We start from the raw sequence: 25,215 nt of genomic DNA, 5'->3' as shown, positions 1-25,215 counted from the left end.
AGTATGTTACAAGAAGGCTACGAAAATGCTAACAAGACAGTGAAGCGAGGAGAATTCATGAAGGAAAGCGGCAACCGGATCGTGGGGCTGGAAGATATCGTGCGTGCGCATCACAGGCTGCGGGAAGTCATTGTACGGACTCCGCTGCAGCGCGACGCGGTGCTGTCGGCCAAATACGATTGCAATGTATATTTAAAGCGCGAGGACCTTCAGGTCGTGCGCTCATTCAAAATCCGCGGGGCTTACAATATGATCCGCAGCTTGTCCGAGGAGGAAAGAAGCCGGGGGATCGTCTGCGCCAGCGCGGGCAACCATGCGCAGGGCGTCGCCTTCTCCTGCCGCGCGCTTGGTATTCACGGCAAGGTGTACATGCCCAGCACCACGCCGAATCAGAAGGTGAAGCAGGTTCGGCGGTTCGGCGGAGAATTCGTTGAGGTGGTGCTCAAGGGCGATACGTTCGATGACGCTTACGAGGAAGCGATGCAGGCTTGCATTGAGCATGGAATGACGCTCATCCATCCTTTCGACGAGCCCAAGATCATTGCCGGCAACGGAACGATTGCGATGGAAGTGATGGAGAGTCTGAGCGAACCGGCCGATTTTGTGTTCGTGACGATTGGCGGCGGCGGTCTGGCGGCGGGCGTAGGAGCCTATGTGAAGACGGTCAGCCCATCGACCAAGGTGATCGGCGTGGAACCGTCGGGAGCCGCCTCCATGAGCGAGGCGTTCCGGCAGGGAAAGGTTGTGACGCTTCCGGAAATCGACAAGTTCGTCGATGGCGCGGCGGTGAAGCGGGTGGGAGGATTGACGTACGATATTTGTTCCCGCACGCTGGATGACATCCTCAAGGTGCCGGAGGGCAAGGCCTGTACGTCTATATTGGAGCTTTACAACGAGAACGCGATCGTGGTAGAGCCGGCCGGCTCGCTGCCGGTCGCGGCACTGGACCTCTACCGCGATCAGATCAAGGGCAAGACGGTCGTCTGCATTGTGAGCGGCGGCAACAACGACATCGACCGGATGCAGGAGATCAAGGAACGCTCGCTGATCTATGAAGGCTTGAAGCACTATTTTATGATCAATTTCCCTCAACGGGCGGGCGCGCTGCGCGAATTTGTGTCAGAGGTGCTCGGTCCCGAAGACGATATTACCCGGTTCGAATACACGAAGAAGAACGACAAGGAGAACGGCCCGGCCCTCGTCGGCATCGAGCTGCTGTCGAAGGAAGCCTACGAGCCGCTTCTTGAACGGATGAAGCTCAAGGGCGTGGATTATGTCGAACTGAACAAGGACCTGAATCTGTTCAATATGCTGATTTAGCCGCTTCAATCAAACGGATAATCGAATCAGATGCATAACAGCCCCGCGGATCTTTACCGCGGGGCTGTTCGTGCGCGTATCTGTTGAAGCAGCGAATGAAGATATTCCTTCAACGATACATGCAAAGCGTCATCTTTCGCGTTCCAGACGGTCCACCCGCCGGTCCAGCCGGTTGACTTCATTGGACAACCGCTGCACTTCACGCTCCAGGCGGTTGACCCGGCGCTCCAGCTCCCGGTCCGGGGCAGGAGGATACGGCCCAGGTCCCGGAGTCGGGACCGGAACCGGAACCGGGATGTACAGTCTTAATCCCGAGTAAATGTAGTTGGGATCGGCCAGGTTGTTGGCTTGCAGAATCGCTTGAACGGTAGTGCCGAATCGTGAGGCAATGGAGTATAAATTATCGCCGGCTTGAACAGTGTAATACATGAAATAATCCCTCGCAGTCCATCTTGATTAGCAATCTGATATCAAGATATGTGCCCTATATTTAAATCGTCCATGGTTTTCCGCCCATTTCCAATCCAAGCTTGTTCAAATCCTTAATCAGTGAAAGAAGGGAACAGTGTGAGCAATGAACCTGACGGAAGCTGGCTCAACGAAGCAATTACCGGGAAACGGCATCACTTGGAAGAAGGGATTGAGAAGCCTGCTTTCATGATCGAATTGTCAGATACCCTGTTAATTAACGTTCATATCGCCGCTAAAAGATTGGATATTCTGATCAAGGACCGGGAAGTGTTTCATTACATCGGCGACCTTTCTTTTTCAGGGCTGGATGAAGAGGGAAAGCTTCTGTTTCACAGCTTGGGCATTAATCATGTCCACTTCAACAACCGGAACATCAGAATCGATAATCCCGAGTGCAAAATGTCGACCATTTTTGTGAAGCTTAGTCTCGACAAGAAAAGGGAAACCGAAAAGAAACTCCAGGGGCTTTAAAACGGATTCAAACAACTTTGTCTTTATCGCCCCGTTGGACGGTTTCGGGAGAGGTGAACGATTGCTAATCGGCCAGTGCCGGCAGGGCAGACTACTCCTGGGACGGCGCCGCCTGTCTGCGGTAGAGCTCGATCTCATCGGTCAGCTTGAAGTCATGCTCTTTAGCCAGCTTCATGAAGCCGTCCAGCTTCTCCAGATAAGCGCTTTTGCCGGTGGTTTTGGCCAGAATTGCGCCGTAGGCTTTCTGTGCCTCCAGATCCATCTCCAGATTGTCGTAATGGAACAGCGGCGTATTGTTCAGTCCATAGAACGTATCGGTTTCGTACATCTTGAACAGCTGCTTCACGATTCCTATGCGGTTCGATCGCGGGTAGTCGGCAATGAAAGCTTCCTGGGCCAACGCCCGGGACGCCACCTCCGCCCAGGCTATTACAAGACCATTATCCTTATTGGACGGGAAATTCGATTCGACCGCCATGATGGAAATATAGTCGCGGATATCAGCTGTGACATACGGCTTGTATTTCCGATAAGCTTCGTAATCAATAACCGGGAAAAAAGACCCCTCGGCCGTCTCCAGCTTGTATCCGCAGGCGGCCGCCCGCCGCAGCATCAGGCGCAGATTCGCGTTCTTCGTCTTGCCCGCCAGCTGCGCAAGGCTGTCTCCAGGCTCATACATGTCCGTCAGCTTGCGCTGAATGATCGAATTGTAAAACTTATCCTCCCAAGCCGGAAGCGCGGCCTTCTGGGCATTTTCCAGGCTCAATGTCATGATCGTGGCCCGGTAGGAACCGACCGCGTACATATTGGCGTTCAGGTACGAGATGGCCTCAGGCAGCTTACTCGGAGACAGGAGGAGCGGCAGTGAAGCTTTGTAGACGGCTTCCGCATGGCTTGTTCCCGGCGTAAGCGGTGCAGGCGCGGCGGCCTTCGCCGGGGAAGAGCCTGCGCCAAGGACAGAGGACGGTTCGGGCAGGGTCAGAAGCAGGGTGAGGACGGAGGCCAAGGCAGCCGTCACGATGGAATATTTCTTCGTCAATTGAACTCCTCCAGTCTATGCGTGAGGCAGAGGTTATTTGCGGCGGAACAACAGTCTCTGTCCGATCAGTCCTGCCGCGAATAGAATCAGACTGACCCATGGGGACAGGGTGAACGTCGGCAGCCATCTGCCGAGCAGAAGACCGGCGGCAACGATGATGACGGCGCTTCCGATATAGATTCCGAGCGATTTCAGGTCGAATTGTCCGGGTCTGGGTGCGTCGTCTTCCGACAAGGAGCCTAGCCATTTCATAATTAGTCCGACAAAAATAAACGACCCGAGACCGACGCTGGCGATCGTGAACAGGCTGATTTGTCCGAATAGGCCTGCGGTTCCGGTCGTCCATTCGGAGATCAGGCCGCCGGCCGCGAGAACCCCGAACAGCCAGGTCAGGGCAACCCAGGGAATCATCAGCGCTATTCTTCGCCCGCTTAGGCCCGAGCGTTCCGGCGTTTCATTGATGACCTCTCTAAAATACTCTTCGGGTGAATCGCCAAATACCTGCTTTGCGTTTTTACCCTTGGCCTGTGCTTTGAGCAGGGTCTGGGCGGCTTCCAGCAGAAGCTCCTCCGTACGCAGCTTATCGATCCGGCTGGCCCGTAAAGAGATAATCATATCTTCCATATAGGACCGGTTGAAGGGCGTCATCTGTTCGCGCAAACGGTTATTTTCTTTGATCATATCCTTCACTTTCATGTTCTTGCCGCCAACCTCCGTGAGATGAATCGGAATGTCACTTGCTACTCAAAGTATACGGCTCCGCCGCAAGGCAGCGCAAGACATGCGCTTTGCGGGCGTTTTCGCTTACCGGTTGGAGGAGGACTTCGCCAGATGCCGGAGAGTACGGGGATTGGCTGGAAGAGCCGGTCTCCTAACACGTACCCGAGTATAAAGTCACCCGAAAGGTGAACACTGATAGGACGCCACGAGGCGGCGATGACGGCTTAAGGAGGATTCTTATGGAGCCCGTGAATCCGGATAAGAAAAAGCAGGCGGGGAGTGGCGATGCGTTCCAGAACGGTGTCACCGATTGGGGAGGCTCGGACGGGTTCAGTCTGCTGAACTCAGCCGCCGATGCGCCGGGAGAGACGCTGCGGAGTCCGGAAGCCGGACAAGAGACCGGCGATACCGCCGGCGGCAGCTGCGAATAACGCCCATCAGGCGAAAAGACCTTCCCCCGCCCCATGAATAGTCTCTTCTCTAAGAGCGCACACTGACTGTTGAACGCGCCCTAAAAAGGTTCGTTCAGGCAGAAAGGCGGGATGAACGTGGAAGAGCGGCGTGACAAAGCGGGGCAGTCGAAGAACAGCCCTGCCGCAGAGATGTCGGTTGGTCAGGCGGAAATGTCCGAAGACGGCGCGGCCAGCTTGTGGGAATGTGCTCCCGGCGCTCCCGAGGAGTGGCTGAAGGGCTGGGAGGGCAGACAGGAAACGCACGACATGTTCAAATACAGCTATGAATAGCTGGCCGTTCAAGACGGGACGTCCCGTGAAGACCCTTTTTTATCCGTCAGGATAAAGGGGGTCTTTTCTATTGACAACAACAGGAAACAAAGAGTAAGATGAGAATATATAATTCATACTAAATTAATCGGATTTATGTGGGATTGAAATATATTATGTACAGGAGGATTTTGAAATGGAACGGGCTATCGTCATCAGACATAACCAGGAGGAGCTGACCGCTAGCATACATTATCCATCCAAGGCGCAGGGAGCGACCGGACGCTGCAAGGACCGTGTCCCGCTCGCTATCATCTGTCACGGATTCGTCGGCAGCCGTATCGGTGTGGACCGTCTATTCGTCAAAGCTGCCCGCGAGCTGGCGAAGGACGGTTATATGGTCATCCGCTTTGATTATATCGGCTGCGGCGAAAGCAGCGGAAGCTACGGCAGCGAGGGTCTGGAATCGATGATCGCGCAGACCCGGACCGTGCTTGATTACGGCCTGAGCTGCGCCGATGTCGATCCGACGCGCGTGACGCTGATCGGCCACAGCCTGGGCGGAGCGGTGGCTCTGCTGACCGGAGTCCGCGACCGCCGGGTGAAGAATCTCGTCATGTGGTCGGCTGTCGGCTATCCATTCAACGATATCGTCAAGATCGTCGGCCGCGAAGCCTACGACAAGGCGGTGAAGACGGGCTCTGCGGATTATGCGGGCTTTGGCTTTACTCCGGTATATTTCAACTCGCTGGCCGACTTTCAGCCTTTTCAGGAAGCCGACAAATTCAGCGGCGATGTGCTGCTCGTTCATGGCACCTCGGATGAAGTGATCCCGGTGGATTACGCCTTCCTGTACCAGAAGCTGTTCTGGAAACGCCCGGAAGGCCGGTGCGACAAGGAGATTGTGTTCCAGGCGGACCACACGTTCTCCTCGGGCGAAGGGCAGTCTAAGGTTATCGGAGCGACGCGGGACTGGATGAACCGGCAGGAGCAGATCCAGCAGGAATGGCAGAACTGGATGATTTAAGGCGGGGCGGCTCGCTCGCAATAGCTGGCAAGAAGGGGTAAAATATTGATGCAGGCCACATACTGGTTACGGAGGTAGGCATCGATGAAAACCCCGTCATTTTTTATCGCGCATGGTTCCCCGCTGCTCGCCCTCGAGGATAACGAATATACCCGCTTCCTGGAGCAGCTCGGCGAAGATCTGCCCAGACCCCGGGCCATTGTCGTCTTCTCGGCGCATTGGGACAGTCCGCAGCAGCAGCTTACGGCCGACGAGCGTTATGAAGCCCAGCATGACTTTTACGGTTTTCCCGAAGATATGTACCGGCTGACTTATCCCGCTCCGGGAGACCCGGAGCTGAGCCGGCGGATCAGTGAGCTGTTCAAGAGCCATAACCTGCCTCATCAACCCGTGGCGGGCAGAGGGCTTGATCATGGGGTCTGGGTCATTCTGAGAAAAATGTTCCCGCTGGCCGACGTCCCGGTTATTGCGATGTCCGTCGATTCGCTGCGCTCTCCCAAGGAGCAGTATGAGATTGGCCGAATGCTCTCACCTCTTAGGGAGGAAGGCGTGCTGTTCATCGGCAGCGGAGGTCTGGTCCATAATCTGCGGCTGCTTATCCATAGCGACGAGCCCGAAGAATGGGCGCTGAGCTTCGACGCCTGGGTTTCAGAGACGCTGGAGTCCCGGAATCTTCAGGAGCTGTTCCAATATGACAAGAAGGCGCCGCACGCCAGAGAAGCGGTCCCGTCTTATGGCAAGGAGCATTTTGTTCCGCTGTTCTATGTGCTGGGGACGGCTGCGGGCGGTACGAAGGCGCAGCGGATGTTTCAGGCATACCAATATGGAACGCTGAGCCTGAACTGCTGGAAGTTTGAATAATATAACTTAAACGGTAACCCGTAAGAGGGGCGCTTAAAAAAGCGATCCTTTTTACGGGTTTTTATCCGAAATAGGAAAGAAGACCCCTTCCTCTATAGGCAGGCGGTGCCTTTTTAAAATATATGAATGTATAGGCCGGGACGCCGTCAGGCGTTTCTTTTTGTTGTACGGGTTGTTGTTATTCCGGGTCTGTTCTATTATAGGGGGGTCCCTGAAAATGTACGGAACTTCATGACCTTTCTTCACATTTGGGAATGATATGAACTTTAAACATGTTAACCAGTTAAGGAGGAACACATCCTTTATGATGAATCGCACCGGCTCCCGGCTTCTCGGGAGCATTCTAATGGCCTCGCTTCTCCTCACTGCCTGCGGTCCGCAGGATGAGGGCGGCGGCGCTCTCCCTACGTCCGTGCCGGCCATCGCTACTCCGCAGCCTGCCGCTTCGGCTGAGCCGTCGCCCGCCGCCGATCCTTCACCGGTGGCCCTGTCGGGACTCACCGGCCTTCCCGTCACGGAAACGCCGCTTCCCCGGCCGCTTGCCGTGATGATTAACAATGCGCCGCCGGCGCGTCCCCAGTCCGGAATCAGCCGGGCCGACATCCTGTACGAGGTGCTGGCCGAAGGCGGAATCACGCGGCTGGTCGCGATCTACCAGAGTCAGTCCGGCATCGGCAAAATCGGGCCTGTCCGCAGCATCCGCCCGTATCTGATCGACATCGGCGAATCCTACGGCGGCATTACCGTGCATGCGGGCGGCAGTCCGGCCGCTTATGCGATTTTGCAGAGCGGGAAGAAGAACGATATGGATGAAATCGGCCGGGCCGGCGCTTATTTCTGGCGGGACAAGGACCGGAAGGCCCCCCATAATCTGTACACGAGCGAAGAGAAGCTTCGTAAAGGCGCGGAGAAGCTGGGATATGCCGGAGCGGTCAATGTTCCCGACTATACATTTACTGATCCGGATTATGTTCCGGTTGGCGGAGCACCCGCGGCCGGATTCAATGTCCATTTTCTGCTCAAAAGCTATGCGGTGGATTACAAATACGATGCCGCTTCGCGCAGCTATGCAAGATGGGTTAACGGGAAGCCGCATCTGGACCGGGAGGACGGAACGCCGGTTGCAGCGGCCAACGTGATCGTGATGGGGGCCGACCATACGGTGCTTGACAGCGCCGGGCGGCTGTCCGTCAATCTGGAGCTGGGCGGAGAGGCGCTGCTGTTCCAGCGGGGGCAGGTCATCAAGGGCAGATGGGCCCGGAAAGCCGACGATATCGTCCGCTTTGTGCAGGACGGGAAGGAAGCAGCGATGTACCCGGGGATCACCCATATTCTCATTGTGCCGAACACCCCTTCCTTTGACAGCCACGTATCGATATCAGCGTCCTAGTCTTCTTTTACAGGGAACGGCGGGAGTATAACGCCCATATGATTCCAGACATTCCGAAGATAGCGCATTCTTTCGTAACATTTGACAAACTGCTACCTCCGAATGTAAAAAAGTTCGGCGGATTTGCTATCTATCCTTCCTGACGATATGTTAAGATAACAAATGTCGTCATTAAATTTAATACTGCGTTTACAAATGAATACAGCCGTTCCAAGGAACTTTATGTAAAGGAGTTTATAATATGAAGTTGAGAAAAAAGGACATCTTCTTCGAGACGCTTGAAAATATGGCCGACACGATTGTACAGGCTGCGGATTATTTTGCCCAGCACCTTTCCGATCTGAGCGATCTGGAGCTGTTTGCCGGGGAGATGAAGAAATACGAATCCCTATGTGACACTTATACGCATACGATAATCAAAGAGCTGAACAAGACATTTATTACCCCGCTGGAACGCGACGACATTATGGCGCTGACTACGAGCATGGACGATGTCATCGACGGGCTGGATTCCTCCGCGACCCGTTTCTATATGTACAACATGACCGAGACGGACGAGTATATCAGCCAGTTCGCCGAGATTTTGCGCCAATCCGCCTACGAAATTCAAAAAGCCGTCCATCTGCTGTCCCAGAAGAAGCTGCTGGCCATTCGCGAACATACCATTCGGCTGAACGATCTGGAGAACCAGGGCGATGAGGTGCTGCGCCACTGCACGAAGGCATTGTTCGAACAGGTTAAAGACCCGATTGAGCTGATCAAGCGCAAGGAGCTCTATGAGCGGCTCGAAACGACCACAGATAAATGCGAAGACGTGGCGAACATGCTGGAATCGATCATTATGCGCAACTCATAAGGGGCAAGTTACTATGGATACATCTTTATTAGTGCTAGGCATTGTTATACTACTCGCACTCGCCTTTGATTTTATCAACGGTTTCCATGATACAGCCAACGCGATTGCAACCTCGGTCTCGACCCGGGCGCTTTCGCCGCGGACCGCGATTATTATGGCGGCGTGCATGAATTTTGTCGGCGCGATTCTGTTTACCGGCGTGGCCAAAAGAATCGGCGGCAGTGTAACCGATCCGACGAAGCTGGATAACGGAATCGAGATCGTCATCGCGACGCTTCTGGCTGCGATTATCTGGAACCTGATCACCTGGTGGTTCGGTATCCCTTCGTCCTCTTCCCATGCGCTCATCGGAGCGCTGGCCGGAGCGGTCTACGTAGGGGCGGGCTCGGATCATATTAAATGGAGCGGATTTTCCGAAATTGTGGAGGGGCTTATTTTCTCCCCGATCATTGCTTTCGTCATCGGATATATAGTTATGACCATACTCAAATGGATATTTGCAAGACGAAGTCCGCATACCGTCAACAAGGGCTTCCGTACGATGCAGATTTTGACTGCCGCGTTCCAGTCCTTCACCCACGGGACGAATGATGCGCAGAAGGCGATGGGGATCATTACGTTTGCGCTGCTGACCAGCGGGCGCCTGGATACGATGGAAGTACCCCTTTGGGTAAAAATCTCGGCAGCCACGGCAATGGCGCTTGGCACCTCGATCGGCGGCTGGAAAATCATCAAGACGATGGGCACCAAGATTTTCAAAATCGAACCGATCAACGGGTTTGCCGCCGACATTTCGGCCGCTTCCGTTATTTTCTCGGCGACTATGCTGCATTTGCCGGTCAGTACGACCCACGCGATTACATCCGCGATTCTCGGCGTCGGCTCGGCGAAGCGTTTCTCCGCGGTCAAATGGGGTGTGGCGGGCCGGATCATTGTCACCTGGTTTATTACGATACCGATCAGCGCCGTGCTGGCAGGACTCCTTTTCAAAATTATATTTTAATTCGCCGCTTGGGCGGCATAGAACCGGATCGACAACGTCGATCCGGTTCTTTTTTAATGTCATAAAAGGTTACAAGAATCCGATAAAAAACATTAATCAACAGAGAAAGAAAATTAAATATCGCACAGTTTGCAAAGGAATTTGGGTTTTTTATGCGAAGGTCGGTGTAGGAATTTGTAGTTTTTTATAGTCGTTAAAGTAAGGTTGTTCTCAAGTGTTACCATAGCTGACAGAGGGCGTTTTAAAGAGATTCCGAATGTCGGACAACATAGAGCAAGGGGGGGCTGTCGTTGATCGATTTTCAAAAGGTAGAGAAGCATTACGGACATTTCCATGTGCTCAAGAGCATCGATCTTCATGTGGAGGAAGGGGAAGTGGTCGTCGTGGTCGGTCCGTCCGGCTCCGGCAAGAGCACGATGCTCCGCTGCATCAATCGTCTGGAGACGATCACAAGCGGGGGGCTTTCCGTGAACGGGGTTGCCATCAATGACAAGAAGACCGACATCAACAAGGTGCGGCGGGATATCGGGATGGTGTTCCAGCACTTCAATCTGTATCCGCATAAAAAAGTAATCGACAACATTACGCTGGCTCCGGTCAAGGTGCTGGGCGTATCCAAGGCAGAGGCCGAGAAGACGGCCATGTATTATCTCGAGAAGGTCGGCATTGCGGACAAGGCGCAGGCCTATCCAAGCCAGCTGTCCGGCGGACAGCAGCAGCGGGTCGCTATTGCCAGAGGGCTCGCAATGAAGCCGAAAATCATGCTGTTCGACGAACCGACCTCGGCGCTTGATCCGGAAATGGTCGGCGAGGTGCTTGACGTTATGCGCACGCTGGCGAAAGAAGGCATGACGATGGTTGTCGTTACCCATGAAATGGGCTTTGCCCGCGAGGTAGCGGATCGCGTCATCTTCATGGACCAGGGACAGATCGTGGAGGAAGCTGCTCCGGAGCAGTTCTTTGCAAGTCCGCGCGAGGAGCGCACAAGGACTTTTCTCAGCCGGGTATTAAGCCATTAATTATAAAGAGACACTGGGGAGGAATTTGTACATGAAAAAGAGCTGGAAGCTGTTAAGCGTAATGATGATCGTCGCACTGTTCATAGCGGCGCTGGCGGGCTGTGGTAACGACAGCAACAATGCGGGCGGAAGCAACGCGGCTGCGGGAGAGGGCGGCATCGCCAAAATCAAAGAGCGCGGCAAGCTGCAGGTCGGCGTTAAGTTCGACACGAAGCTGTTCGGTCTGAAGGACCCTGCGAGCGGTCAGGTTGAAGGCTTTGACATCGACATTTCCAAAGCGATCGCGAAGCATATTCTCGGCGACGAGAACGCGATTGAGCTGAAGGAAGTCACCTCCAAGACGCGGATTCCGATGCTGAACAACGGCGAAATCGACATGGTCGTTGCGACGATGACGATTACAGAAGAGCGCAAAAAAGAAGTTGACTTCTCCGACGTCTACTTCCAGGCGGGACAATCGCTGCTGGTGAAGAAAGGCAGTCCTGTTACCGGTCTTGAAAGCCTGACGAAGGATTCGACGGTGCTGGGCTCCAAGGGCTCCACTTCCGTCAAGAACATCAAGGAGAAGGTTCCGGGCATCACCGTGCTGGAATTCGACAACTATCAGGATGCCTTCACTGCGCTGAAAACAGGCAAGGGCGATGCGCTGACGACGGACGACTCGATTCTGTACGGTATGGCCGCTCAAGATTCGAACTATGAAGTTGTAGGCAAACCGTTCACCGATGAGCCTTACGGCATTGCCGTGCAGAAGGGCAACAGCGAAGTGGTTAAAGCCATCAACGACACACTGGCCGAGCTGAAATCGAGCGGCGAGTACGACAAAATTTATGAAAAATGGATCGGCAAAAAACCGGCCGAATAAGTTGATCTAAAGGACCAAAGTTTTGGATTGGCAGGCTCACCGCCTGATGTACATGGGGATGTACAATGAGGGGATATAAATAAAGAGACCGGCCAGAGCCGGCGGCAGCGAAAGGATGGAACGGGCGCATTCCGCCGGCCATCCTTTCGTGCTTGTCAACGGACGCCTAATGAAGAGAGAGTTAGAACACAGAATTATACCCATCGTTATATATAAAAAAGGCAGGTGATCAAGATGCAGTTTTCCATTTTGACGGATTATTTCGGCACTTATATGGAAGGATTCCGCGGTACGATTCTTTCCAGCTTGATAGCGCTGGCCGGCAGCTTCCTGCTGGGGGTCCTGATCGCCGTATTTCGCATCACGCCCGTAAAAGCCTTGCGCTGGTTCGGGACGGGATACACCGAGTTCATCCGCAATATTCCGCTCCTGCTCGTCGTTTATATTTTTTATTACGGTCCTTCGGCGTTCGGAATGTCTCTGGACGGATTTACGGCCGGGACCATCGGTCTATCGGTGTATACGTCGGCGTTTATCGCCGAAGCGATTCGCGCAGGGATCGCGGCCGTTCCCAAGGGACAGACGGAAGCCGCGCGCTCATCAGGCCTGACCTATGTTCAGACCATGATCCATGTCATCCTGCCGCAGGCGATCAAGCTGGTTATTCCGCCGCTCGGCAACCAGTTCATCAACCTGATCAAGAACTCGTCGGTGCTGACGATCGTCGCCGGCCTTGATCTGATGTATTTCGCGGATATCGTTAACAGCGATACGTTCCGCACGTTCGACACTTACGTATTCGTTGCGCTGTTCTACCTGGTGCTCACGCTGCCGCTCAGCTATGGCATGAGGGTATGGGAGCGCAGACTGCAGCGCTAAAGCATCCCCCCAAAGTGAAGCAAATGCTGACGAAGTAAGCTCCGAGTACTTTGCAGGAACCTTGAATACTTTGTGAGTTTGAAAGGAGGATGAACGATGGATTTTGCCGGCGCTTATTCGGCGGAAAATCTCAAATTTCTGCTGGACGGCTTGTATATTACGCTGTTCGTCGCTTTATTGGCGATTATTCTCAGCTTCGTGTTCGGCTGCATCATCGGCGTGATCCGCTACGCGAAGGTTCCGGTATTGTCGCCGATCTGCCTCGTGCTGGTGGAACTGATCCGCAATTTGCCGCTGCTGCTCATTATCTTCTTCATGCGTTTTGCGCTGCCGGAGGTCGGCATCAAGCTCGGGCTGGTGACGGCGGCGATTGCGGCGCTGACGATTTTTGAAGCGGCGATGATTTCGGAGATTGTACGCGGCGGACTGTCCTCGGTCGATAAAGGACAGATTGAAGCGGGGCGCTCATCGGGACTTACGGGAATGCAGACGCTGTGGCATATCGTGCTTCCCCAAGGTCTCCGGCGGATGGTTCCGCCGCTGGTCAGCCAGTTTATCTCTCTGCTGAAGGATACGTCCCTTGCGGTGATTATTTCTCTGGCGGATCTGATGCACAACGCCGGAATCATTATCGGACATGGCTATAACTATACGATTCCGATTCTACTGCTCGTCGCACTGATTTATTTCACCGTCAATTTCCTGCTGTCCCTATTGTCCAAACGCCTGGAAACAAAGAACGCCTGACGCCCCCGTCAGGCGTTCTTTTGTAGTATTGTGTAGGAATTCATAGCGGTTTATGGTACTATAATGGCTAATACTAGCGCGTGGGAGCAGGGCTAATGGGGCAGCCGCTTAACCGACATCCATATATTCAGATTCTGCTGGTCGCGGTCATAACGGCGATTGCCGGTGAGTTCAAGATCAACCCCTTCGACGGCGACATCTTCAGAATCGGCCTGGGCAGCAGTGCATTTCTGCTGTTTTTGCTTTTGTTTCGGCATCTTCCCTTTTTGCTCACGGGTGTGGTAACAGGCGTATTTATCCTGCTGTTTCGGACAGGCCTTGATTTGGCAGCAACGGATTTAACCGTGCAGGATATTATGGCCAGACACTGCTCGGCAATGGTGTATTATATCGTCTTCGCGGCGCTGATGAGCGTCATTAAAGGCCGGGTGGACCGTTTCCATCCGCTGGTGCTGGGAGCCGTGGCGGCCGTCATCGACCTTCTATCCAATGAGATGGAGCTGCTGACCCGGCTTTTGGTGCTGGGAACGACCTCGTTCCGGCTGAACGAGTGGACGTATCTGATGGCTATCGCCATGCTGAGGACCTATTTTACAACCGGCCTGTACAGCAGCATATCCGTCAGTCAGCTTCGGCTGGTGCAGAAGGAACAGAACCGGCGGATGGAGCAGATGCTCGGGTTCGGCTCGGGCCTCTACGGGGAAGTGTTTTATTTGAGGAAATCGATCGGCACACTCGAACAGGCAACCCTGGACAGCTACGAGCTGTACCGCAGCCTGAAGGATGACGAGGATGATGCCCACAGCCGCCGGGTGCTGCATATCACGCAGCAAATCCATGAGGTGAAGAAGGATTCGCAGCGGATTCTCGCAGGCCTGACGAAGCTGGTGGACCGTGAGGTCACGGGCGATATGCCGCTGTCGGGCATTCTCCGTTTTACCGTCAAGAGCAACCAGAAGTATGCCGATATGCTGGGCAAGGACATCACGTTTACCCGGCAGCTTACCTCCGATTATGCCACCGTCAGCTATATTCCTCTGCTCACGCTGCTTAACAACCTCACCGCCAATGCCGTAGAAGCGATTAAAGATAAAGGAACGATCTACCTGAACGTATATGAAAAAGAAGACATGACCGTGTTCACCGTCACCGACAGCGGAGGCGGAGTGAAAGAGCGTGACCGGGAATTACTGTTCGAGCCCGGCTTTACGACCAAATTCGATGAAGAGGGTGTGGCGGCAACGGGAATCGGCCTCTCCCATGTGAAGGACATTGTCCGTTTATTCGAAGGTGAAATAACGGTTAACAATGCTCCTCACGCGGGCGGGGCCATGTTCAAGATCACAGTTCCCACGAAGAAGCTGCAAAAGGAGGAGTAGAGCATGCCGCTTTCTTTCTGTATTGTAGACGACGACCGGAGCGCACGGAGGATGCTGCAGCATATTATCGAGGACAGCGGCCTTGGCGAAGTGGCAGGAACCGCCGAAAGCGGGCAGGAAGGCGTCCGGCTGATTCTGGAGGAATCGCCCGACATCGTGCTGATGGATCTGCTGATGCCAGATCAGGACGGGATCGAGACGATCCGCTCCCTTCAGGCACAGGGCTGCAGGTCCAAGTTCGTCATGATTTCGCAGATCGAGAATCAGGATATGGTCGGACGGGCGTATGAGAGCGGCATCGAATTTTTCATCCGCAAGCCGATCAACCGGATCGAAGTGGAGACCGTGCTGCGGAGAGTGAACGAGCGCTATGCGATGAGCCGTTACCTCGATGAAATCAAATCGAGCCTGGAGAAGCTGGAGGGGCTTCAGCTCCGAGCCGCTCCGGCGATTCCGGCCCGGCGTACGGTTAAGGATGCCGCCCAGGCGATTCTGATGAACATGGGGATGATTGGCGAAAGCGGCGGGCGAGATATTTTGGCCATTATGGAAATCCTAATGGAACGGGAGGATACGGGGACGCTGCCTCCGCTCAAGGAGCTGTATGAAGCCGTAGCCGCACGTTACAAGGAGAGCAAAAGCGACATCGCCAAAGAGACGAAAGCCATCGAGCAGCGGCTGCGCCGGGCGCTGGCGACCGGGCTGACTCATCTGGCTTCCATCGGCCTGACCGATTACAGCCACCCCAAGTTTGAATATTACGCGCCGCTTTATTTTGATTTCGAAGATGTGCGCGCCAAAATGAAGGAAATCGAGCAGGGCCGGGAATCCGGCAAGACCAAGGTGAATATCCGCAAGTTTTTGCAGGTCATGGTTCTTGAGCTTCAGGAGGGAAGGCTATGATACGGACGCTGGCGGTCACCCCTCAGGGGGAAGTGCTGATTGATATGCCGCTGCGGGAGATCAGGATAGAGGAGTACAAGTGGATATGGGCGGATTTTTCGGAGCCGACTCCGGAGGAGACGGAGCTTCTGGATACCTATTTTCATTTTCATCCGCTGGCGATTGAAGACTGCATGCATGTGCTTCAGCGGCCGAAGCTTGATTACTATGAGGAAGTGCAGTTTTTGGTGCTGCATGCGCTGAATGAATCGTCGCTGAAGGCCGAAGAGGTGGATTTGTTCGTCGGCAAATCCTTTTTGGTGTCCTTTCATCTTCAGAGGCAGACGGAGCTGGATGAAGCCTGGAATAAGATCGTGAAGGAAATCCATAACCGAAAGGGCTGGTCCGGCGGCCCGATCCTGGCGGCTTATACGGTGATGGACAAGCTGGTGGACCACTATTTTCCGAGCTTGTATATGATCGAGGACGAACTGGCGGAACTGGAGAACAGGGGGAGCAATGAATCGGTTGAGGAGCTGATGACCCAGGTGTTCGATGTCCGCGGGCGTCTCCTGAAGCTTCGCCGGACGATTGTGCCGATGCGCGATTTGATGTACCGGGTGCTCAATTCGCAGCACATTCAGAGCAATTCGGTGGAGCGCATGTATTTCGGCGATATTTACGACCATTTGCTCAAGCTGACCGATATGATCGAAGCCGACCGTGAAATGACGTCGGACCTGCGCGACAGTTACATATCCCTGAATTCGAACCGGATGAATACGATTATGAAGACACTGACGGTAATCACCACCATCTTCATGCCCTTGACGCTGATCGCCGGCATTTACGGCATGAACTTCGAGGTAATGCCCGAACTGACCTATCTCTATGGCTATCCTGCCGTCCTGATGATCATGCTGCTGCTCGGTGGAGGCATGGTGCTGTGGTTTAAAAAGCGGGGCTGGTTTAGTTAATAAACGCAGCCCGCATGATTTCCTTCCGCCGGGCATAGAGCCGGCGCCGCTTATTTGCGGCGCCGTTTGCCTGAGGAACCCGAACGCCGCCGTCCCGAAGAGCCTGATCTACGGCTTTTCGGGGCGGTTCTTTTTCTGCGCCGGGAAGGACCATATGAAGCGGAGTCTTCTTCCGCGGCAAGCAGGCCCGCCCCGCCCTTCCCCTTACCTTTGCCAAGCCCGGCCATAACCAGCTTGAACATTGGGGCTATCTGCTGAAAGCTCTGCATAATCTTCTGCACTTTCCCCATGGAGCTGACAATTCCGTCGATTCCCCCCATCCGGTCGATAAGCCCCTTGATCTGATCCATATTCGCCATATTGGCAAGCCCGCCGAGGTTTCCTAACAGTCCGCCTCCTTTGGCTGCCGTCTCCGCCTCCGCCGGAACCGCAAGCGCGGTTTCCGCCGCTTCCGCACCCACAGTGGAGAGCCCGCCCGCCGTCCCGGGTCCCGGCACCTGTACGTATGGGCTGATTCCCGGATAAGGGGAGCCATTAAACGGTTCAGTCAAAGCGCGGCTGTTCCGGCGGGAATGATTATAGTAATGATGCGGCATGATATCACATTCCTTTGTCGGTGATTTTGCTATACTGTATGTCATGGGCGAACATAAGGTATGGACGTATGCCCGGGGTAACAGGGATAGGAGCGGAAAAGGGCAGCTGCCCATCGGTACCTGGAAATCTTGAAAAATCCTTGTCCGGCTTTGTTTTTAGCACGCTAATGGAGTAATATAGGTAGGGCGCTAACTTACGGGAGAGGCGAGCGGAGCGCGGCTGGCTTAACTAATTTGTACGCTGGGAGTGGACGGTTGTCCGTCCTTTTCATTCTTTACAGCGTGAAATCGTTAATGCTTGAAAAATGCGCTCTGGTGCAATATAGTAAAAGGCAGAAAAGCCATTTTAGGGGATGATCATTTTATGCAGCTGAAGAAGCTGAACGATAAAAGTATCGATCAATTATTTGAAGCTATCTTAACCTTAAAAAATATGGAAGAATGCTATGTTTTTTTCGATGATCTGTGCACGGTGAACGAGATCCAGTCGCTGTCGCAGCGGCTTGAGGTGGCGCGCATGCTGGGCAAGGGCTGCACGTATAACCAGATCGAAGCGGAGACCGGAGCGAGCACGGCGACGATCTCGCGGGTCAAACGCTGCCTTAACTATGGCAACGACGGCTACAAGCTGACTTTGGAACGCCTGGGGCGCTAACGTATGAAAGCGGGCGTTCTCATCATCAGTCACGGTTCTCGCGATACGTCCTGGGTGTCGATCGTCGATGAAGCCGTTAACGGTTTATCGCTGCGGGAAGCTGTTCCCGTGGCGGTTTCTTTTTTGGAGCTGGTGGAGGGGCGCTCCATTCAGGACGGGATTGACCGGCTGGAAGGGCAGGGCGTTACGGATATTCTGGTCATTCCCTTGTTCGTCTCGTCGGGCAGCACCCATGTGGATGAGATAGCCTATGCGCTTGGGGCGAAGGATGAGCCGGAAAAAGAAACCGAACTTGAGCGGTTCAGAGTATCAGCCCGCATTCACTACGGCAACCCCGTCGACGACGACCCGGATATCGCGATCATGGTCTGGGATAAAATCCGGGACCTGTCGGAGAATCCCGCCAGGGAGACCGTTCTCCTGGTCGGCCACGGAAGCGTGCATCCCGGTTTCCGCCAGCGCTGGGAGCGGGGGATGTCGTCGCTCGCGGAACGCGTCCACAGTATCAGCGGCATTGCGGCGGCGGATTATGCGCTGCTGAGTGTGGGCGCTGTGGGCGATAAGGTGCGATACTGGCGGGAACAGGGACATGAGGTGCTGGTGGCGCCGATTTTTTTAAGCGAGGGCTACTTCACCAAAAATGTCATTCCTGACAAGCTGAAAGGCTTGACCTACAAATACACCGGCAGAACGCTGCTGCCGCATCCGCTGCTGCCCCACTGGATCGCTGCTCAGGCTGAGGCGATGCTAAAGCGGCTGCGCGGGGAAGAACCGGAAACGGAAGGATAAAGTGTAGAAGACACGTCTATGCTGCCCGCCGTTTTTTGCGGACGTAAGATTGCTGAAGCTGCTGCGCGGGGAAAACCGGAAATGGGGCGGTAGGGGCAATAAGATCGCGCCTGCGCTCGGCCACCGTTTTTGCACGGATGTAACATTTTTCCACGGCTGGTACATGCGTCCTCGCAGAATCCACCTGCTTGTTCCAAACACTGATGGAGGGGGAAATACAGGCGTTTCTCCTGTGCTTTTTCCTCCCCTTTTTACATATATTGATTGTGCCCTCCAGAATTGGGTATAATCAGTTAAGTTGTTTAATAAAGAAACGGGTGAAGTTCCGGAATGAAAACTGCGAGATTAATATATAATCCAACCTCCGGGCGGGAAGAAATGAGGAGAAGGCTTGCCGATATTCTGGACCGTCTCGACCAGGGCGGCATTGAGGCTACCACTCATGCGACGACGGGAGAAGGCGATGCGACAGCGGCTGCGGCCGATGCGGTGGATCGCGGATACGATCTCATTATTGCGGCTGGCGGTGACGGTACGCTGAATGAGGTGGTTAACGGGATGGCGGAGAAGCCGAATCTTCCTCCTCTTGGGGTGCTCCCGCTGGGAACCACTAATGATTTTGCGCGCGCTATGGGGATTCCAAAATACTGGGAAGACTCCTGTGATCTGATCATTAAGCAGCAATCGCGCCTTATCGATCTTGGCAAAGCCAACGACCGTTATTTCATCAATATTGCCGGCGGCGGCACGCTGACCGAGCTGACATATGAAGTGCCAAGCAGGCTCAAGACGATGATGGGACAGCTTGCCTACTATTTAAAAGGAATCGAGAAAATGGCCAGCCTGTCTCCGACGGAGCTGATGATCCGCGCCAACGGGCAGGACCTGATCCATGACGAGTTCATGCTGTTCCTCATTGCCAACACGAATTCCGTCGGCGGGTTCGAGAAGCTTGCTCCCGATGCAAGCATCGACGATGGGCTGTTCGATGTGATCGCCCTGAAAAAATGCAACCTCGCCGAGTTAATCCGCCTGGTCACCCTGGCGCTGCGCGGCGAGCATCTGCAGGATAAGAAGGTTGTGTACTTCCGCACGAATGAAATGGAAGTCACCTCTACCGGCTACGTTCAGCTGAATCTGGACGGAGAGCTGGGCGGAACACTTCCGGGCCATTTCCGGATCCTGCCGCAGCATTTGCGGATATTCGCGCAGAATTCCTAAGCAGCATGAAGTCGAAATGTAACACACACCATGAATAATGAAGATCAGGAAAGAAGTGAAACCGATCCGATGAAAAATAACCGCAGCGGCCGCCGTCAAGGCCGCGGGGACAGTAAGGCGGCCGTTGCCGCCGGGCTGCCTGTAAATAAAAACGATGAGGTCGTGTTCGATATCATCGGCATGACGCATGAAGGCGAAGGGGTAGGCCGGGTTGAGGGCTATACCCTTTTTGTGCAGGGGGCGCTTCCCGGAGAGAAAGTCCGGGCCAAGGTTCTCAAGACGAAGAAGCAGTACGGATACGCCAAGCTGCTTGAGCTTGTGGAGGCAAGCGCTTCCCGCATCGCACCGCCCTGCCCCATCTATGACCAGTGTGGCGGCTGCCAGCTGCAGCACATGGACTACGCCGCCCAGCTGGAGTGGAAGCGGCAGCTTGTGGTGGACAACCTGGAGCGGATCGGGAAGCTGGATGTGGCGAAGGATGGGGCGGAGGCAGAGGCGCTGGGCGAGCGGAAGCTGAGCAGGAAGCCGGGTGAGGCTGGCGGTGAAGCGGACGGAGAGTCGCTGAGTGAACGGAAGCGGATCGGGGAGCCGGATGAGGCTGGCGGTGAAGCGGACGGGGAAGTGCTGGCGGGAGCGCCGCAAGGAGTGAATGCCGCTCCGGGCGAGGCGTCCCATCGCGGGGGTATCGTCGTGCGGCCGACGCTTGGCATGGACGAGCCTTGGCGCTACCGCAACAAGGCCCAGGTGCCGATCGGCGCTGCCGACGGTGGGCTGATTGGCGGCTTCTACGCACGCGGCAGCCACCGGATCATCGACATGGAGACCTGTCTGATTCAGCATGAGCATAACGATGCCGTGGTATCGGTGGTCAAGCGAATCGGACGGGAGCTCGGCATCAGTGCGTATAATGAAGAGACCGGACGCGGCCTGCTGCGGCATGTTGTTGTGAAAAAGGCGTTCCGCACGGGTGAAATGATGCTAGTGCTGGTGACCAACGGACGGGATATCCCGCATGTTGACGCCTGGATCGGCAGCATCCGCGAGCAGCTTCCCGAGGTGGCAAGCATCTGCCAGAATGTCAATACGCAGCGGACGAACGTTATTTTTGGCGACGAAACCCGTGTATTGTGGGGGAGAGACGTCATTTATGACTACATCGGCGATGTGCAGTTCGCTATTTCGGCGCGCTCCTTCTATCAAGTGAATCCGGCGCAGACTGAGGTGTTGTACGGCAAAACGGTCGAATACGCCGGACTGACTGGCCGCGAAACCGTCATTGACGCTTACTGCGGCATCGGCACGATTTCCCTGTTCCTCGCGCAGCATGCGGACCGAGTGTATGGCGTAGAGATCGTTCCTGAAGCCATCGAAGACGCGCGGGCCAATGCCGAGTTGAACGGGATGAAGAACGTCACCTTCGAGGTCGGCGCTTCCGAGGACGTCATCCCGCGCTGGAAAGAGCAGGGCGTCACCGCCGACGTCATCGTCGTCGATCCCCCGCGCAAAGGCTGCGACCTGCGCCTGCTGGAGACGATCCTCAAAATGAAGCCGGAGCGGGTAGTGTACGTGTCCTGCAACCCGTCCACGTTGGCCCGTGACCTGCGGGTGTTGGAGGATGGAGGGTATAAGACGGTGGAAGTGCAGCCGGTGGATATGTTTCCGCATACGGTGCATGTGGAGTGCGTAACAGTGCTTATACGTGGTGGTACACAGGACTGAGATTCCTTGTGTAGTAAGGAAAACAGTTTCAATAAACACGGTATAACAGATATCGAAAAATGCCCATGGGGACAAGTTGGTGTTAAACATGGGCATAATGAGGCCTAAACGAACCCAATAAAACGGTCTCAATCCAATCAAAAACCTTACACTGTTATAGTCAAACAAGAGCCCGTTAAATGAGAAAATCCCGAGTGAGCATGAATCAGTGCTCCTCGGGATTTTTTATGCTTCCTTCCGCCGGCTGACGTGCAGGATGTCGTCAAATTTATTGGCCGCTTCTTTGTCTGCATGCTGCAATACATGGCCATAAATGTTCATGGTGGTAGTGATGTTAGCATGGCCGAGTCGCTCCGAAATGATCTTCGCATGTACACCCTGATTAATCAGCAACGTAGCAGAAGTATGCCTTAAATCATGGAAACGGATGTAGCGAAGATTATGCTTTTTCTGAAATCCGCGGAACCAAAGATAAGGACTCTCTGGATAGAACGCATTTCCCTCTTTATTAAAGAAGACGAAGAAATGTTCGTCTTGTTTGCGAAGTCCCATTTCACCGAGTGAATCCCATTGTTCCTTAGTCTCCTTATAATAAGCCCGTAGTTCTTCTAACACAGAGTCGGATAACGCAACTTTTCTTATTGATTTTTTGGTCTTCGGTTCTTTAATGACCGGAACCCCATCAACTGAAGAGGTAATGCTCTGCCGGACATGGAGGATTCCATTCTCAAGGTCAACGTGCTTCCACTCTAGCCCAACCAATTCGCCGCGGCGCAACCCTGTGGTTAAGGCCAGAGTTATCATCATGCGCCAGTGCGGGGCTTGGTCTTGAAGTAGGGTGAATAAGTGGTTGGATTCCTCTTCGTTGTACACCTCTCTTTCTTTATATATCACCTTGGGTTTTCTTACAGCTGCAACAGGGTTAGTTTTAATCACTCTCCAATCAACAGCCCGTTTAAATATGTTTTTGAGAACACGATATATAACCTCAACTGATCCGGAGGCTAGAACTCCGTCTTTTCCATCTTGTCTAGAACCTGGTTTGTTTAGATCATTCATTAGGCTTAAAATATGCAGGGGCTTAACTTGATCCAGTCTTATATGTCCAAGAAAGGGCACAATTCGCTTCTTAATAATGCGAAGATAAATATCCAGAGTCTTCGCTTCAAGTTCTTTTGCAGCATACTTCTCCCGCCATTCTCCGATAAATGCCTCAACGGTCATTTTTTCCGGAGCAATATATTCACCGGCTTCAACCTCAATTTGAAACTTGGCTAGTTCTAATTCGGCATCTCTCTTTGTCCTGCAGTTGACCGTTTTAGTTCTCCGAATATATTTGCCATGGACATCCTTACCGGCATAAACCGTAAGTCTCCAAGAATTTGAACCACGTTTTTCAATGCTTGCCATAGTGTTTGGCTCCTAACAATGTGACTTTATACATCCCATTTTTACCAAGGGTATTGTATTTATTCAGTTAAGGTGGAGAGCGCAATAAGGCCATTGTTGTATCCAAAAAACTAGATAATGGTTACCTATCGAGCGTTGGGTTTGTTGTCGGCGAGCAGCTCTTTGATCGCATACGCACCTGCACGTGAGCTGCCTCGGTTTATACATTCCATGCAAAACTGTGTACTACACTTTTGCTTTATGTCGATTCATTAGTTATAAATTGCATCCTTACATAAGTGATTCCCGCGATATTTGCTTGAGTAGGTATTTATATTTAATTGCTCCCAACAGTGGCCGCTTTCGGCTGTGAACTGAAGATGGCAGGATCTGTACAGTGAAATGAGGTGGTCATTTAATCTACATCTTAATATAAGTGTGTATTATATTTTGGTATTATAGTACCGAAATATAAAAATGATTGACGTAAATTAATGGTGGTGTTATATTTTACCTATTATTATTTGTTAGTTGTTTTGCAAGGGGGGTATATAGATGCGTAACGACAAGCGGATAAGCCATATTTGGAATCGTTATAATGCTTTGAGGGGATATACTGTTCAGTCTGATCTGCCTGTTGCATCGTTTCTTTTGAAAAAGACTAAAGAGAAGTTTGTATCAAATTCAAACCGAACCACCGAGCACAAGGCTTATGAGGTTATGCTTTCAATAGCAGATACTTACGGAATGAACAATCCATATCTAGATTCGAAGACTTTTTTTAGTGCTTTTATGGCGATGGATGATGAAGATATTGATTTGGAAATGGCTCTTGCTTCTGTAGATCCTAAAGAAATGTTTTATATACCAAAGGTTTTAATTACAGAATTTGAAAAATACTTTAATCCAAATACTAGAATGGTATTAATACCTGAAGCTGAAAAGTTTGTACCTTACCTTACTGAATTAGTAAACCGACATTCTGGTTGTGAGTTCTACATAACTTCCATGAATAGCGTGAGTAAAGTTCTTCTTGATGAAATGTTTAAGGAACATACGAATGTAATTGTCGAACAGACAAGTATCTATGATTACGAATTTTCAGCAAGGAAGTTTGATTTAATTTTGGTGGTACCTGTATTTGGGGCAAGAGAGCGCGGCGAAGATAATGGAAATTTTATTTGTAGAGAATATGAAATGATAGCCGTAGAAAACTTGCTCTTACATTTGAATAGTTCGGGTGTGTTAGTGATTGTACTACCAGCTAGAATAACCTTTGCTACGGGCTCGATAAAGGACTTAAGGGATTTTATCCAAGGCATGTATAAACTAGAAGAAATAGCTGAGCTACCAGCCGGGATATTTGCATCTACTGCTATTAAAACCTATATGTTTACAATCACCACAGGCCGAACAGAAGATGTAATGATTAAAAGATATGGATCTCCTACAAGCAACCTCAAAAAAAATGGAATCGATGAACTGATTCTCATTGATGATACATTTGTTATGTTGGACGAGTTAATGGAAATGGGTCATTGGAATGTTGATCATATCTTTGGGATGGTGGATGAGGATTGGCAACGTTATCAGAGATCAAGTACTAAAAAAGAAGAACTAGGAAATGTTGCTGAAGTTTTTCGCGGAAAGGCGATCAACAAGAAAGATGCTAATGGTAGCATTGGAGTCGTAAATATATCGAACCTAAGCGATTTTGATATTGATTATGAGGGCCTTGATCATATTGAAGAGGAAGAACGTAAAGTAGCGAATTACTTACTTAAAGATGGCGATATATTATTGCCGGCACGGGGAACGGCGATTAGAATAGCAGTTTTTAAAGAACAGAAGTACCCCTGCATCGCGTCATCAAACATCATTGTAATAAGACCGAATGAAAAACTGCTTCTAGGCACGTACCTAAAAGTTTTCTTAGATAGTCCTATGGGGAACAAAGCCTTAGCAGGAAAGCAGCAAGGTACATTCGTCATCAATATTAGCTATAAAGATTTGAAGTCTCTAGAAATCCCGTTGCTTAAGGTTGAAGAACAAAAAATGGTTGCAGAAGAATATGAACAGGAACGTTCTAGATATGTAGAAAGCATTCGTCTTGCTGAAGATAGATGGAATGGAGTAATTGAGAGACTTCAAAATACGATTTTGAAGGCAAAACAATAAACTTAGATAACTGTGATGTAATTAAGTATCAGCCTGGCAC

At 52.5% G+C, this 25,215-nt stretch carries 26 protein-coding genes; 21 read left to right on the top strand and 5 right to left on the bottom strand.

From position 1 onward, the window contains the following. Positions 1–57 precede the first annotated feature (57 nt). Positions 58–1,320 carry a threonine ammonia-lyase IlvA gene (gene ilvA, locus G5B47_RS16415; protein WP_165100120.1) on the top strand — a complete coding sequence of 421 codons (1,263 nt, stop codon included), beginning with the start codon at positions 58–60 and terminating at the stop codon, positions 1,318–1,320. 129 nt (positions 1,321–1,449) lie between these two features. Here ilvA and G5B47_RS16410 read toward each other — a convergent pair whose 3' ends face one another. Further along, on the bottom strand, positions 1,450–1,749 hold the full coding sequence (locus tag G5B47_RS16410; RefSeq protein ID WP_165100117.1) for a LysM peptidoglycan-binding domain-containing protein: 300 nt from the start codon (positions 1,747–1,749) through the stop codon (positions 1,450–1,452). 138 nt (positions 1,750–1,887) lie between these two features. Between G5B47_RS16410 and G5B47_RS16405 the strand changes: the two genes are divergently transcribed. Further along, positions 1,888–2,262, top strand: a complete 375-nt coding sequence (locus G5B47_RS16405) for a hypothetical protein (RefSeq protein WP_165100115.1) — start codon at positions 1,888–1,890, stop codon at positions 2,260–2,262. A gap of 91 nt (positions 2,263–2,353) precedes the next feature. Here G5B47_RS16405 and G5B47_RS16400 read toward each other — a convergent pair whose 3' ends face one another. After that, positions 2,354–3,301, bottom strand: a complete 948-nt coding sequence (locus tag G5B47_RS16400) for a hypothetical protein (RefSeq protein WP_165100112.1) — start codon at positions 3,299–3,301, stop codon at positions 2,354–2,356. A gap of 33 nt (positions 3,302–3,334) precedes the next feature. Next, entirely contained in the window at positions 3,335–3,997 is a 663-nt protein-coding gene (locus G5B47_RS16395; RefSeq protein WP_165100109.1) for a DUF1129 family protein, read from the bottom strand. Between the two features lie 263 nt (positions 3,998–4,260). Here G5B47_RS16395 and G5B47_RS16390 point away from each other — a divergent pair, with 263 nt between their 5' ends. From G5B47_RS16390 to corA, 14 genes are all read left to right on the top strand, one after another. After that, on the top strand, positions 4,261–4,452 hold the full coding sequence (locus G5B47_RS16390) for a hypothetical protein (protein WP_165100106.1): 192 nt from the start codon (positions 4,261–4,263) through the stop codon (positions 4,450–4,452). Positions 4,453–4,563: 111 nt separating this feature from the next. Beyond that, positions 4,564–4,764 (top strand): hypothetical protein, encoded by a 201-nt coding sequence (locus tag G5B47_RS16385; protein ID WP_165100103.1) that lies wholly within the window; start codon positions 4,564–4,566, stop codon positions 4,762–4,764. A gap of 175 nt (positions 4,765–4,939) precedes the next feature. Continuing rightward, the gene (locus G5B47_RS16380) at positions 4,940–5,770 is read left to right on the top strand and encodes an alpha/beta hydrolase (RefSeq protein WP_165100101.1); all 831 of its coding nucleotides are present in this window, start codon (positions 4,940–4,942) and stop codon (positions 5,768–5,770) included. 84 nt (positions 5,771–5,854) lie between these two features. Beyond that, entirely contained in the window at positions 5,855–6,631 is a 777-nt protein-coding gene (locus G5B47_RS16375) for a DODA-type extradiol aromatic ring-opening family dioxygenase (RefSeq protein ID WP_165100098.1), read from the top strand. A gap of 304 nt (positions 6,632–6,935) precedes the next feature. Beyond that, positions 6,936–8,021 carry a DUF3048 domain-containing protein gene (locus tag G5B47_RS16370; protein ID WP_235949957.1) on the top strand — a complete coding sequence of 362 codons (1,086 nt, stop codon included), beginning with the start codon at positions 6,936–6,938 and terminating at the stop codon, positions 8,019–8,021. A gap of 241 nt (positions 8,022–8,262) precedes the next feature. Then, positions 8,263–8,877 (top strand): DUF47 domain-containing protein, encoded by a 615-nt coding sequence (locus tag G5B47_RS16365; protein WP_165100096.1) that lies wholly within the window; start codon positions 8,263–8,265, stop codon positions 8,875–8,877. Positions 8,878–8,890: 13 nt separating this feature from the next. Further along, a complete protein-coding gene (locus G5B47_RS16360) occupies positions 8,891–9,880 on the top strand; it encodes an inorganic phosphate transporter (protein ID WP_165100093.1) in 990 nt (329 codons plus the stop codon). A 290-nt stretch (positions 9,881–10,170) separates the two neighbouring features. Beyond that, entirely contained in the window at positions 10,171–10,899 is a 729-nt protein-coding gene (locus tag G5B47_RS16355) for an amino acid ABC transporter ATP-binding protein (protein ID WP_165100090.1), read from the top strand. A 31-nt stretch (positions 10,900–10,930) separates the two neighbouring features. Next, positions 10,931–11,764 carry a glutamate ABC transporter substrate-binding protein gene (locus G5B47_RS16350; RefSeq protein WP_165100087.1) on the top strand — a complete coding sequence of 278 codons (834 nt, stop codon included), beginning with the start codon at positions 10,931–10,933 and terminating at the stop codon, positions 11,762–11,764. Positions 11,765–11,998: 234 nt separating this feature from the next. Then, entirely contained in the window at positions 11,999–12,643 is a 645-nt protein-coding gene (locus tag G5B47_RS16345) for an amino acid ABC transporter permease (RefSeq protein ID WP_165100084.1), read from the top strand. 96 nt (positions 12,644–12,739) lie between these two features. Next, a complete protein-coding gene (locus tag G5B47_RS16340; protein ID WP_165100082.1) occupies positions 12,740–13,390 on the top strand; it encodes an amino acid ABC transporter permease in 651 nt (216 codons plus the stop codon). 95 nt (positions 13,391–13,485) lie between these two features. Next, positions 13,486–14,769 (top strand): ATP-binding protein, encoded by a 1,284-nt coding sequence (locus G5B47_RS16335; RefSeq protein ID WP_165100079.1) that lies wholly within the window; start codon positions 13,486–13,488, stop codon positions 14,767–14,769. Between the two features lie 3 nt (positions 14,770–14,772). Then, positions 14,773–15,672: a response regulator gene (locus tag G5B47_RS16330; RefSeq protein WP_165100076.1), complete on the top strand. Its 900-nt coding sequence runs from the start codon at positions 14,773–14,775 to the stop codon at positions 15,670–15,672. Then, positions 15,669–16,628 (top strand): magnesium/cobalt transporter CorA, encoded by a 960-nt coding sequence (corA, locus tag G5B47_RS16325; protein ID WP_165100073.1) that lies wholly within the window; start codon positions 15,669–15,671, stop codon positions 16,626–16,628. Before G5B47_RS16330 ends, corA begins: the two co-directional genes overlap by 4 nt. 50 nt (positions 16,629–16,678) lie before the next feature. Here corA and G5B47_RS16320 read toward each other — a convergent pair whose 3' ends face one another. Then, a complete protein-coding gene (locus tag G5B47_RS16320; protein WP_165100071.1) occupies positions 16,679–17,224 on the bottom strand; it encodes a tyrosine protein kinase in 546 nt (181 codons plus the stop codon). Positions 17,225–17,588: 364 nt separating this feature from the next. On the opposite strand from G5B47_RS16320, the gene G5B47_RS16315 reads away from it, so the two are divergent. From G5B47_RS16315 to rlmD, 4 genes are all read left to right on the top strand, one after another. Then, on the top strand, positions 17,589–17,879 hold the full coding sequence (locus G5B47_RS16315) for a YerC/YecD family TrpR-related protein (RefSeq protein ID WP_025333183.1): 291 nt from the start codon (positions 17,589–17,591) through the stop codon (positions 17,877–17,879). A 3-nt stretch (positions 17,880–17,882) separates the two neighbouring features. Beyond that, entirely contained in the window at positions 17,883–18,668 is a 786-nt protein-coding gene (locus G5B47_RS16310; protein ID WP_165100068.1) for a sirohydrochlorin chelatase, read from the top strand. Between the two features lie 330 nt (positions 18,669–18,998). Further along, positions 18,999–19,889: a diacylglycerol kinase gene (locus tag G5B47_RS16305; RefSeq protein WP_165100065.1), complete on the top strand. Its 891-nt coding sequence runs from the start codon at positions 18,999–19,001 to the stop codon at positions 19,887–19,889. A gap of 69 nt (positions 19,890–19,958) precedes the next feature. After that, positions 19,959–21,608 (top strand): 23S rRNA (uracil(1939)-C(5))-methyltransferase RlmD, encoded by a 1,650-nt coding sequence (gene rlmD, locus G5B47_RS16300; RefSeq protein WP_165100212.1) that lies wholly within the window; start codon positions 19,959–19,961, stop codon positions 21,606–21,608. Positions 21,609–21,833: 225 nt separating this feature from the next. Here the strand turns inward: rlmD and G5B47_RS16295 are convergent, their stop codons facing one another. After that, entirely contained in the window at positions 21,834–23,018 is a 1,185-nt protein-coding gene (locus G5B47_RS16295) for a tyrosine-type recombinase/integrase (RefSeq protein WP_165100063.1), read from the bottom strand. Between the two features lie 534 nt (positions 23,019–23,552). On the opposite strand from G5B47_RS16295, the gene G5B47_RS16290 reads away from it, so the two are divergent. Continuing rightward, positions 23,553–25,175 carry a restriction endonuclease subunit S gene (locus G5B47_RS16290; RefSeq protein WP_165100060.1) on the top strand — a complete coding sequence of 541 codons (1,623 nt, stop codon included), beginning with the start codon at positions 23,553–23,555 and terminating at the stop codon, positions 25,173–25,175. Positions 25,176–25,215 lie beyond the last annotated feature (40 nt).

The sequence above is a fragment of the Paenibacillus apii genome (assembly GCF_011043685.1).
Lineage (GTDB): Bacteria > Bacillota > Bacilli > Paenibacillales > Paenibacillaceae > Paenibacillus_AQ > Paenibacillus_AQ sabinae.
The sequence above is the reverse complement of the archived record's forward strand: the minus strand, read 5'-3'. Positions and strand labels throughout refer to the sequence as shown.